Source organism: Candidatus Latescibacterota bacterium, assembly GCA_019038625.1.
Lineage (GTDB): Bacteria > Krumholzibacteriota > Krumholzibacteriia > Krumholzibacteriales > Krumholzibacteriaceae > JAGLYV01.
Window position 1 is genome coordinate 20,739 of sequence record JAHOYU010000052.1, and the last position, 12,506, is coordinate 33,244.

The window sequence follows — 12,506 nt, forward strand, 5'->3', positions numbered from 1 at the left end:
CGATTAGTGATATTGATGAGATTTGAAAAATGATATTCGTCTTCGATTTAAATATACTTGCAGGTCAATGGACCATCTTGTCTTCAGGACGGCCTCTTCCGAGGTAGCCACGCATGACCACTCTCAGGACCAGGTACAGTTGCCTGAAGTACCCCCTCCTGAGAACAGACAATAGAAGTCGGAATCTCTCCATACGTGTCATCCGCGGATCGTCGAGAGCCCTTTGATAAAGTTTCTCGAATTTCTCGGCACCTTTTCGGTAATCATAGTTATCCAACACGTATTGCCGGGAGAAGGAAGCGAGCCTTTCGTATAACTCCCTGTCATTGATTATCCGGTTAAGCGCTTCGGAAAGCAGCCCGGGGCCGACCGGCACTTCAAGATTTCTGCCCGCAAAATTATAGTATTTCAGTTCATCCACTTTTTCAGGTTCGACCACACCTGCAAGTCCGTTCTCCCCGACAACGAGTGTGGGCTTGCCTGTGGCCATACCTTCCCAAGCGCAACGGCCGATTCCCAGGACAATATCTGCCCAGGCTAGCAAGCCGGGAGTCTCAACGACCGCCCCAGTCAGAATAACAGCCTTGTACCCCAGCTCAGAATTAACGTTTTCCATTTTCGCGGCCAGATCCCCAAAACTCACACCATCACCCGCGATGACCAGATAGACTCTTGTCCCGGCAGCTGCAATTTCCTTCACAGCCTCGACAGCATGGTGGAGAGATTTCGATTTCGTCGGATCGACCCTGCTCATGAAGACGATCTTATATCCATCACCGGGAAGATCATATTTCTGTGCCACATCCTCCGAAGCCACATCTGGATGGAAAGTCTCAAGGTCTATCCTGTTCGGGATCACGGTCATCTCGCGGGGAAAACCTCCGAAACTGCCGCGTGCCTTATCGAGAAACTCCTCGGCTACAAAAGTCACTCGACCTCTGTATGCTGGATGCGGCGCGTCGTCCAGAAACCATACAGCGGAATACACAACGGGGATATTTCTGGCTGCCGCCGCGAACAGGGCCAGGTAATAATCATTGAAATGAAAACAATGGATCAGATCGATAGAGTGGTCTTCGATCGCCCGGATCATCTTCCGGTAGGCCCCAGCATTGAGATGATACATATGTGGAAGAGCCTTGCTGTATGAAGCAGGGATCATCTCGATATCGGCAGCCTGTAACCTCTCTTCATATATCCCTCCGGGCTTGGTGAAGAACAATACTTCATGTCCAAGTTCTCTTATTCCCTTCGCGATCGAAATAGCAGTATTTGGAGCTCCGCCAAGATCAAGCCATGGGTAGCAGATCATCACTCTCATGACCCGTCTCCATTATCTTTTTCATTTCTATTGATCATGCCCCTGACTTTCTTTAACAATCTAAAGGCTGCATCCCTGTAACTGACTATATCTTCTCTTGTAGGGACCAGGACCTCCCTTAGAGGGATCCCTGTATTCCTTACGAAATAACCGACTATCAATGACACCATCACGATATTGGATACACATGTCGCCATTCCTGCGCCTATCAACCCGAATCTCTGTATAAAAATAAAATTGCATGTGATATTGACGACCGCGCCAATGAACGAAGTTATCACAATGACCCAGATCCTGTCACGCGACGCAAAATCGATAGCGATCATATTGTAAACGGGCCATATAGTGATTGCGATGAGAAGCGAATATATCGCTTTTGCAACATTGGCATATTGTTCGCCATAGACCAGAAGAACCATGAATTTCCCAAAGATCAGAAGCAGAACCGAGAGCAGGACCATGAAGAACAGGTTGTTCCTGCACACCTTCGCCGAAAACCTTGAAGAATCATCCTTCTTCATGGCCAGAAGTGTAGGATAAAGGACAAAGGTCAGAGCGGTAGGTACAAGCCAGAGTCTCTCGCTGATATTCAGCGCGATCTGGTAATAGCTTACATCACTGGCGGTCATGTAATATTTGATTATGAAGATGCCGACCCTGTTGTTGATCTCCCTGAATAGGAAACCCAGATACAGCTTTGGACCGTAGGTGAAAAACGGCTTGATCATGTCTTTTCTGATCATACCGAGCGGCCTGGATTCCTTCGTGAACAGAGCCAGACAGATGGCTGCTGTTATCGCCATCGAGGCTGTAAAAGAGATCACAACTTCTCTTGTACCGCCATTGAAAAGGAAAAGGAATATAGCAACAAGCACCAGATAGACGATGTAGCGTATTATATTCGCTATATTCGACTGTTTCACCAGAAGCATTGCCAGAAGGAACCGTTTGAAGAGATTGTTGAAGAATATGAACGGGACAGCGATCAGGCCTATGATCATTATATCCCGGGGAATATCTACCCAGATATTTGAAATATACGGATATATGAAGTAGAAGATCCCGGCGAAAACGCCACCGAAAACGGCAGAAAAGATCAACAGGAATCCGAGGACATTACCTCGGGGAAATGTCTTCTTTCCCGTAAAATACGTGATCGACGACCCAACACCCAGATGAGTGAACGAAAATATCATCGTCGCGGCCTGAACGACCAGCGCCATGTATCCACGACGTTCCGGCCCCAGGATCCTTGATACGATTATGCCTGCAGCCATCGCAAGGACCACTGCTGAAATATTCGTCACAAAGATTCCACTTGCTCGCTTGATGAATCCGATCGTCCTGCCTCCGTTATTTTATCACTAGGCTGCCTGCTATTTCTCCAGCATAGATGTCGTCATCGCTGAGTAGATCGCTCAGCGAATAATTGGGATACTGCACATGTTCTAAAAGCTTCACCGAGTAAGTATACTCTCCCGGGGCGATGTCGGATGGAACAACAAATGAGAACCTGTCGTCCATTACTGTCATCTCCGGCCAGCGGTCGGGGGAATTCAAACCGTTCATCGGCTGATGGGTAGTCCTGAATCTATATCGATTTCTCCTCATCTTCTCTATGACTTTTCTGTATATCTTTCCGTACCACTTTCTGTAAAAAGAACCTTTCGGAAATTCACGGTCAAACCTGATGTATGCCCTGTAACTGCCGGGAGGAATCTCCCCGGTCGCTATCCACTCCACTGTCATCGACAGCATTTTGCCTCGTGAGGCTGTATGAGAGTGCGGCAGTACATCTCTAATGACAATACCGTCGATCCCAGACTGTTTCATCCCCGAGGAAGGAAGAAGATCCAGCTTTTCCATAGATTCGACTATCTCGATATCCGTGATACCTTGCGGAGAAATATCCGATATGCCATTGTATCTGAACATCGCAAGTCTGTCAGAACTGAAGATCTCAGTAAATATTTCAGGGTATTTCCTCAATCGCTCTATCGCCATGATCGCTGAACTCTCATCCGCTTTCCAATACATCGAATGCATTGACGAGGGGATCCGACCATTGATCACGATGTGATCCGCTCCATACCTGTCAAGCGTCTCTGTAATCAGTTCAAGAGGCTCATCCGGCAGAAATAGACATTTAACATCGAAAATCCTCTGAAGTGCCGTCGAATCGTTCGGGATGGAATGCTGGTCACTCGTGCATACCACATACTGGTTGCAGAAAGCAGGGATACAGTAGCTTGTAATCGGGTCTGACATGATTACGCTACCATCGGGAATTTCCGAATCAATCACCTCATAGAGATCACTTAATGAATAGCATGTCTCACTTCTGTTTATACTTCCTGAACTGTATGCAAAACCCGAAAACAAACGAATAAGCACCGCACCAAAAACGATGACAATAACTGCTCCACCAACCAGAGCACCGAATCTGGTCACATTTGTCTTTCGTCCCTTCGCAGCTCTTACGACAGACATAGTGAGTAGAGCTGAAAGAAACACAGGTGGGATCGAACTCTTCAACCTGATCAGCATGTACGAGACATATTTTGTTAAAAAGGGAACAAGGAGCGGATTGAAAACAACCGCGAATATTCCAATAGTCGACCAAAGGATTGCTCGCACTCTTTTTAATCCAGCCGATTTTTTCCAGAGAAGAAGTACTGAGACAAGAGCCAGGAATGTCAGAGGTACAGTAAATCTGAATGTAGGGAGAGGATTCATTATCATCATACCGCTACCGAGCTGGAATAATCCTTGAACATGCTCGTGGATTACATTATTCGGGGCGTAATCGCGAATAATCCTCATCAATACATATGGAATATTTACTGCAATGATAGTTATTCCAAGAAGCGGGACCCTTTGGATCAACATTTCTTTCCATCTACCGTTCCGCGACTCAATAAGGAAAGCCGACGATATGGTGACCATAAGAAAAGCATGCAGAATTATATGCCCTATATGAGTCGAAACGGCACAAAATGAAGAGGCGGCAGCAGCAATAAGCATCCACCGTTTACCTGTATCGAGATACAAGATAATATACGCCAGAAAAAGTAATCCAAAGATCTTCCCGAAAAGGAACGAATAGGCCGTATAAACGAGGTTGAGCCTGGACAGGCCTCCCATAAAAATAAAAATCGTAATAAATACAGCCAGCAGCCCTGTCGATCCATCGCCAAAGATTCTTACAGCCACATAGAAAACCACGAGGAGCATAAATATAGCCCCTATGACCGAGATCAGAGGCCAGACGGGTATGGGATCAGTCCTTCCCGAGGCCAGATTAATCGAGGCCCAGAGTCCGTGAGACAATCCCTTTCTCAAGTCTTTCGTAAGGATTCCACCAACACTATAGAGATTGACTTCGGGAAAAGTCTCGCCGGATGACGCCACTGTCCGCATGTACGCAAGATGATCGGGAGAATCCGATGTTAGGCTTAGGGGGTCGTCCGAATACAAAACGAGAATAGATGAAAAAACTATCAAGCAAGTCAGGATTATAATGATACTGGACGTGACAGTAATTCTATCATTTTCCGTCTCTGCCCCCCTGTTTCCATGATCTCGACTAAATAGAGAGTTTACTATCAGGAATATTATAGCTAGGACGGGAGAGATAGAAGCTGCCAGAACGATTCCAGCCTTAGCTAGAGCCAGCAGAAAAAGAACCAGAAATATCTGAGTGCTGCCACAGAGAAAGGAATAGATTACCCTCTCCAACCGACCACTTTCTCTGAACACAAGCCTTGAAAGAGAAAAACCTGGAACAAGTACCATGCTGAAATAAAAAAAAGTGAATAGACTTCGATGAAGTGGTATATGGTCAGCCACCAGAAGAAGCACGAAATGAATGATCGTACTTCCAATGATAAACCAGTCTGCAGGACCGATCCATCTCTGCCGTACTCCGGTATTTCCTGACGCATCGCTATTCATCCGGTTTTCAGCTCTGTTCTCCCCGCAAGGGGTATCTGTTCGAGTTCGAGGTAGATCCCGGACATAGTGTAAACTTTTCGCCTGACCTCAGCGATTAATCGGATGATATCGTCAGCAGTCGCATTCTCTGAGTTTACAATAAAGTTAGCATGCCGCTCACTGACGACAGCTCCCCCGATCCTGAGCCCCTTGCATCCGGCTTTCTCTATGAGCCTGCCTGCATAGTCTCCCGGTGGTCGTTTGAACACGCTTCCGGCATTAGCCTCGTCGAGAGGAAATTTTCTCATCCTCTCACGAAGGATACTATCGATATTTCTTCCAAGTTCCAGCGGGTCTCCCTTACTCAGGCTCATCCGGGCGCTGAGAATCAACCAGTCGGTCTGCTTGAACATGCTCCGCCGGTATCCAAGAGACATATCTCTCTTCTCGATCTTATACCTGCGTCCTGCAGGTGTGATCACATCGACGCTGACCAGGACACACGACATGTCGCCTTCGTTGGTTCCTGCATTCATCATGACTGCTCCACCGACAGTGCCGGGGATACCGGCAACTGGCTCAAGACCACTCAACCCTTCCCCCGCTGTGTGTTTAGCCAGATCTATGAGATTAACTCCTGCTTCGACTTCTATGACTCCTTCGCCAAGATTCCTTATCCCGGCAGATGGATTCTTCATCTTGAGTACAATTCCCTCCATACCATCGTCTGGGGCAATCACGTTGGACCCCCAACCGATCATTGTCAGCGGGATCTCTTTCTCATATGCGTACAAATAGACTTGAGCAGCTTCCTCGCTGTTCTCCGGGCATACGAGGATATCGGCCTCTCCACCCACCTTGTAGGTAGTGTGCCTGGAAAGAGGTTCTGAGATGAGGACCTCACCACTGATAATTCCAGACAGGTCTGCTGCGGTTTTTTTTATCAAATGGATCCTTTCAGGGGAATCTAGCTTTTTCTTTTTATATGAGCACCGAGCCTGGAAAATTTCCTTTCGATCCTCTCATATCCCCTGTCGATCTGATAGATATTGTCTACTATAGTTTTTCCGCTCGAAATAAACCCTGTCAGGATCTCAGCGACACCACCTCTCAGGTCAGTGGCCCTTACCTTCGCGCCCTTTAGTGGATTTCCACCTGTCACTACAGCGCAATTACCGTAATGATCGATTTCTCCACCGAATGATTTCAGCTGCGGAACATAAGCAAACCTGTCGGTAAAACGCTGGTCAGTGATCGAGGATTCCCCCGGTACCGCCAGGGCAAGAGCCGCAAAGAGCGGTTGAAGATCAGAATTCACTCCCGGATAAGGAGCTGTGAAGAGATGAAACGGCTTCAATCCCTTTTTCCCCGAAACATAAACACTACCTCCCCATTCGAAGATCTCTATCCCTGCTTCACGGAGATATTGCACATCGATACGAAGATGTTCGAGGTCGTAATCGCAGATCTTTACTTCGCCACCAGTCATACCTGCCGCGATCATGTAGGTCATAGCCTCGTCACTACCCTTCATGATCGACCATTCTGTTCCCTTGAGTTTCTTCACCCCTTCTATCTCGACAAGTCGGTTCGACATCCTTATCTTCGCACCCATACTATTCAGGAAACCTGTAAAGTCCTCGATCTCGGGTCTCGTGTTGGCATTTCTTATAATAGTCTTACCCTTCGCCAGACAGGCACCCAGCATCACATTCTGTGTGCCGGTAGTCGATGGAAGGTAGAATTCGATATCGGCGCCCTTGAACGAAGAGACGCTTCCCTTGATCGCCTCTTCCCCCATGTCAATATCTGCTCCGAGCTGTCTCAGCCCGTCGATATGGAGATCGAATTTCCTGGAGCCTATGTCACACCCGCCGGGGAAAGGAAGAAGGACCTTTCCGAAACGGGAAAGGAAAATCCCGAGCATGAGAAGAGATGACCTGATCTTTGAGGCCAGCTCATACGGAATCACTGCTTCGCATATTGTAGAAGGATCTATTGTCACATCGCTGCCCTTCACTACGACCCGCGCACCCAGCTTGCGTATCACTTTAATCGCTACCTTGATATCCTGCATTCCAGTGGGAACATTGTGAAGCTTCACCGTCCCGCTACTCATCAGTGACCCGAAAAGTATCGGAAGAGCCGCATTCTTGGCTCCACTCAAGGATATCTCTCCACTGAGGGGATTTCCGCCCATTACTTCAAATACTGCCATTAATTTCCTCTTTCACACATATTTTACAATGTTTTAAGCAGACTTAACAAAAGTTAGCAAGATTCGTTCAAATGTGGCAACTATTTTTGAATAAGTTGTTGTTAATTTTTCTTTTGGACTTGCGGCAGAACACTGTTGTACTATTTCCAACGAATCATGGACTGTAAGGACATATCTCCACGCACCCGGGCCTGAAAGGAAAAATGAAAAGTCGCCAGATAAATATGATCCTGCTGTTAAGCATCCTATCACTGTTTATCAGCCTTCCGGGGCCACTGAATGTAATCAGCGGGTTTTTGCAATCTTTCTATATCCCCGGCCTGGTATTACTGGCCCTGTCAGGATTCAAGCCGCGCTTCAAAGGTGAGCCGGTCCTCCTGTCTTTCCTGCTTTCCCCCGTGATCCTCTCGATCTCGGTCCTGCTCGTCTCGTTCTTTGTCGATTCCTTTCCAACAGCCCTTAGATTCTCCCTTTTCGGGTTTTATCTCATACTCGCCATCATCCTCGTCATGAAGAAAACCCCGGTTGACCCAGCAGATGAAAGCCTCCCCACCGGAATATTTATCATCTCAGGCGCCTTTGCCTGCACTATAGCCCTGTCATATATCTTTAATGACATTCTACTTATCAGATCCGATGCCTGGTATCATGCTTCTGTCGTGGCTGAGATATCCAAAAATGGTATCCCGCCGATGGAGACATGGCTCGCTGATTCTCCGATCAGATATATGTGGATCTATCATCTGTTCCTGGCATCATGGAAAAACCTTTCAGGGCTGACAGTATTCCCCGCGATGGGATTCTTCAATGTAATGAGCGCCCTGTCCTTTCCGTTCCTGATCAGCCGTGTCGTATCTGTCTTTTCAAATGAAAAAAAGTACCTCCTCTGGGTCCCGGCATTCTCAATCGCCGGCATGGTCATCGCTTCATGGGTCCTCTGGCCCTTAGGTCTTGCAAGAGCTCTGTCGGGTGAAGTGCGCGGAATGGAAGAGATCACGCGGATCCTCGGTCAGGCCAGGGTCCAGCTGGACGGTGTGGCGGTGACATACTTCCTCACCCCTTACAAGGCACTGATGATCAACTTCCTCGACAAATTTATCACAGTCACCCCCTTCAGTTACTCTCTCGACCTATTTCTGCTTGGGTTCTCTGTAATACTATTCTCACGTGTCGACAGATCGATCACGGCCAGAAACATGGTAACCCTTTTCGTCTCGGCTCTTGGAGCTTTGCTTTTTCATGTCATCATCGGGATCTCCTTTGCGGGTACCGCAGTCGGAACCGGAATTCTACTATGCGTACTCAGCAGGATCAGAAAAGAGAAAGGGAGTTTCGCTCAATCAGCCGCAATTCCGGTAACAGCCCTTCTCGCTATTCTCGCCAGCTATCCATATATTTCTTCTCTCGGTGCTACATCGACTAATGGAGGGAATTTTTTCGCTGAACACTTTCATCTCGGGATTACAAACGCCATAACGATCTTCTTCCCTCTAATCATTCTTTTTCCCTTTCTATTTGGTGCTATCAGAAAAATTGCTGTTCTTTCCGACAGAAAGTATTCAGTTCTGGCTGCAGTTCTAATCTGTCTTCTTGGGCTCAACCTTTTCTTCAACCTTCCCACTCATAACGAATCCAAGCTGCTCTTTCCATTCTTCCTCGTCCTCGGCATCCCCGTCTTCATCGAGATCATAAAAAGCTGGTCTGAAGCTGCCCGCTCGAAAAAAACGTTGCTGAGTCTGTGGCTTGCTCTTTTATTCCTCGTTCCGTTATTGTTGACTTTCAGGGGATACCTTATTACTGAGCCAAGGGGAACTCACGAGACCCGCAGACAAAATCTCGACGAGAATGATCGACTCGCATACGAATGGATCTTGGAGAACACTTCTCCGAATGCTGTGATAGCTGAAGACAACACCTATCACATCGCCCCAGTGCTTTCTGCAAGGCACTCTCTATATTCGGACATGGGTGTGATAAAGGTCCTCGGATACACGGGCAACCGCTATGAATACTATAAACGACTTCAAAATAGCCTCTTCTCTCCTGAAACACCGATCGGTGAGGCAGCTGATCTGGCCGCAATATCAGAGCTCGACCTCTATGTGGTCGTTTGGACAAGTGACCTTGAGAATAAATCATTTCTGTCGGGCAGATTTGAAAATGCTCCCGGGAATTTCACAGAGGTTTACAATAATCCGAAAGTGAAGATCTTCAAGCTGATCAAAAAGGAAGGCAAAGAATGATAAAAGAAAAAATAACCCAGGTTCCTGCTATCATGGATGAAGAGTCTATCGATCTCTGGCTTACGTTTGTACGTGAGACAGAGACAAACGGCGATCCCGCTCTTGACCTCATCCTTGGAGCCAATTGCACCTGGCAGTCTGCATTCATGATCGCCGCGACCGGAGATGCAATAGCCATCGTGGGAAGCCTTGACGAAACCAGGATCAGGGAAACAGGTGCTTATGAAGTAATCGGATATAAAGAGGGAATAGGATCCGTTCTGATAGAACAGCTTGACAGGTTTTCTCCCGGATCGATAGCCATCAACTACTCTTCCAGCGACAAGATGTCCGATGGTCTCTCGCACGGGATGTACCTCACCCTGACTGATTACTTAAAGGGCACGAGCTACGAGAACGCCCTGGTGAGCTCCGAAGGGATCATCTCAAAACTGAGGGGTAGAAAGAGCCCCGAAGAGATCCGCAGGATCAAGATAAACATCGACCTTACAGAAAAGATATTCGACCGGGTCACGACATTCATAAAACCTGGAATGACCGAGAAAGAAGTCGCCACTTTCATCCTAGGCGAGGTACGAAAAGAGGGCGTGGAGACATCCTGGGAACAGGAACATTGCCCCGCTGTCTTCACAGGCCCCGATTCGGCTGGAGCACACGCGGGACCGACGGACAGGAAGATAGAAAAAGGACACGTCCTGAACATCGATTTCGGCACACGCAGCGAAAAGTACTGCAGCGATCTGCAAAGAACATGGTATTTCCTCCGCGAAGGCGAGACCGAGGCCCCCGAAGAAGTCATCAGGCCATTCGATACGATAAGAGACTCCATATCGTTGGCAGCAAAAAAGATCAGGCCTGGGATGGAGGGACGCGAAGTCGACTCGATCGTCAGAAGCTATATCACTGATAAAGGTTACGATGAGTTCCCCCACGCTACCGGACACCAGGTCGGCCAGGCCACTCATGACGGAGCTGGACTGCTCTGCCCCGAATGGGAAAGATACGGAAAACTCCCCTATCTGAAGATAGAAGAGACCCAGGTGTATACTATTGAACCACGGATAAATATTGCCGGATTCGGAATAGCCACGATGGAAGAAATAATAGTCGTAAGACCCGACGGAGGAGAATTCCTCTCCAATCAGCAAAAAGAGATAATACTGATATAGAACGCAGCGCTCCGATTAGCACCGGGCTCGGAGTATTTACGGCACATTTAATGCTTCTTTGGTACAGGTTATGGATAAACTTGAAGAAAAAAAATCCGACAGAGATCGCACGACTGGCGGTCTTTTATCGAAGATACCCTTTGGTAAATTCCGACTCACAGCGCTGGTCCTTGGCGTTGGAGCACTGATCGGTAACCAGATCTATGCGCCCAACAAGAGGATCATCCAGAGTATCGTCGGGGTCGTTCTCATGTCCGTCCTGTGGAATTTTTCGACCCTAAACGCCCTATGGTTTATCGCGGTCATGTACCCCTTCCCTTTTGCGATTGCCTATGGCAACTCCAACTTCGTCTTCGCCATATTAATCTTTATTATCTACCTTATCCGGGTATCGACCGGGGAGGAGAAGATCTACTTTGACAAGAAAGTGGCCCTTCCTGTTATATTCCTGATCGGATCTTACATTCTTTCTTTCTATAATGTGGACCCAGGCACTATTCTCTTCAAACGTGGGCTCATAGAGACCGGCACTATGTTCGCGGCAATGCTGTTCATGTTCATGGTCATCAACCTGGTCGACGACGAAGAAAAACTCGACCGGATGGTCAAGATCATGGCGATCACCGCCACTCTCGTCATCCTGTTCACAATCATCGAGATCCTGTTCCCGGGAAAGACGATCGTCCCAAACTGGCTCTACACGAAACATAAGACACGCCTAATTATGAAGGGGATCAGGATGGGTGGCCCGTTCCACGATTTCGAGCTGGTAGCCGAGTTTTTCGCTATGAATGTACTGATCTTCTTCTTCCTCTTTACAAGGGCGAAGAGAATGCTCATGAAATCGCTGTACATGGGACTCATGATAACGGACCTTATGATGATGTTCACGACGATCACGAGGGGAGCGTTCATCTCACTCTTCATCGGCATCGTTTACCTGACATTCCTGTCGAGGAAAGATCTGAGTTTCGTAAGGCTTGTTATGCTTACCGGGGCTTTCGCCATAATGATATTAGTCATGGAGACTGTTGTCGCCCGGTATACGGCGTCCGGCTCCCTGTTCGAGAGGCTTTTCGAGACTACGTTCCAGAAGGGTGTGATTCCCACAAACAGGGTCGGCGCATGGGGAGGCGCGATCAAGAGGGGAATGATGCATCCGATCCTTGGAGGTGGCCCGGGCTGGGATTTCTCCGGTGGCCTCAACGTAGGCCTCTGGCCACATAATGTCTATCTGTTCTATTTCAATATCACCGGGGTGGTCGGGCTGACCTCTTTCCTCTTCCTTATGTACAGGCTTGGCGTGGCGACGCTACCGGGAATAAGATCGTCTATAATACATTCGTCGTACGCCGAATCGTTTATGAAGGTCCTGCACGTATGTTTCGTGATGTTTGCTATCGATCAGATAAAGATTGAATACCTTCGGAATAACAAATACATATTCTTCGTCTGGCTTTTTTTCGGGATGATCATAGCTACATCCAATGTCATCCGAAAACAGAAAGAGGAGCAGCTGAACGCCACCCCTCCCGATTCATGATCCGGCATCTATCTCCGTCGGCCTTCCTGAATCAGGATCACCTTTCCTTAGAAACAGAAATACCCAGTACACATATATC

8 protein-coding genes are annotated in these 12,506 nt (G+C 47.8%); 3 read left to right on the plus strand and 5 right to left on the minus strand.

Going from position 1 to position 12,506, the window contains the following annotated elements; genetic code table 11:
- Nucleotides 1-64: 64 nt before the first annotated feature.
- From KOO63_03795 to murA, 5 genes are read right to left on the minus strand one after another with little or no spacing between them, the layout of a single operon-like run.
- Entirely contained in the window at nt 65-1,321 is a 1,257-nt protein-coding gene (locus KOO63_03795; protein ID MBU8920962.1) for a glycosyltransferase family 4 protein, read from the minus strand.
- Complete coding sequence (locus KOO63_03800; protein ID MBU8920963.1) at nt 1,318-2,628, minus strand: oligosaccharide flippase family protein; 1,311 nt, start codon at nt 2,626-2,628, stop codon at nt 1,318-1,320. Before KOO63_03800 ends, KOO63_03795 begins: the two co-directional genes overlap by 4 nt.
- Before the next feature lie 46 nt (nt 2,629-2,674).
- Nucleotides 2,675-5,275 carry a glucosyltransferase domain-containing protein gene (locus KOO63_03805; GenBank protein ID MBU8920964.1) on the minus strand — a complete coding sequence of 867 codons (2,601 nt, stop codon included), beginning with the start codon at nt 5,273-5,275 and terminating at the stop codon, nt 2,675-2,677.
- The gene (gene murB, locus KOO63_03810) at nt 5,272-6,201 is read right to left on the minus strand and encodes a UDP-N-acetylmuramate dehydrogenase (GenBank protein MBU8920965.1); all 930 of its coding nucleotides are present in this window, start codon (nt 6,199-6,201) and stop codon (nt 5,272-5,274) included. Before murB ends, KOO63_03805 begins: the two co-directional genes overlap by 4 nt.
- Before the next feature lie 20 nt (nt 6,202-6,221).
- Nucleotides 6,222-7,472: a UDP-N-acetylglucosamine 1-carboxyvinyltransferase gene (murA, locus tag KOO63_03815; GenBank protein ID MBU8920966.1), complete on the minus strand. Its 1,251-nt coding sequence runs from the start codon at nt 7,470-7,472 to the stop codon at nt 6,222-6,224.
- A gap of 203 nt (nt 7,473-7,675) precedes the next feature.
- On the opposite strand from murA, the gene KOO63_03820 reads away from it, so the two are divergent.
- The 3 genes from KOO63_03820 to KOO63_03830 all read left to right on the plus strand — a co-directional run bounded on the left by KOO63_03820 (nt 7,676) and on the right by KOO63_03830 (nt 12,427).
- Nucleotides 7,676-9,715 carry a hypothetical protein gene (locus KOO63_03820; GenBank protein ID MBU8920967.1) on the plus strand — a complete coding sequence of 680 codons (2,040 nt, stop codon included), beginning with the start codon at nt 7,676-7,678 and terminating at the stop codon, nt 9,713-9,715.
- Nucleotides 9,712-10,884, plus strand: coding sequence for a Xaa-Pro peptidase family protein (locus tag KOO63_03825; protein ID MBU8920968.1), 1,173 nt, complete (start codon nt 9,712-9,714; stop codon nt 10,882-10,884). The genes KOO63_03820 and KOO63_03825 overlap by 4 nt, the downstream gene beginning before the upstream one ends.
- Nucleotides 10,885-10,954: 70 nt before the next feature.
- On the plus strand, nt 10,955-12,427 hold the full coding sequence (locus tag KOO63_03830; GenBank protein MBU8920969.1) for an O-antigen ligase family protein: 1,473 nt from the start codon (nt 10,955-10,957) through the stop codon (nt 12,425-12,427).
- Nucleotides 12,428-12,506: the final 79 nt, after the last annotated feature.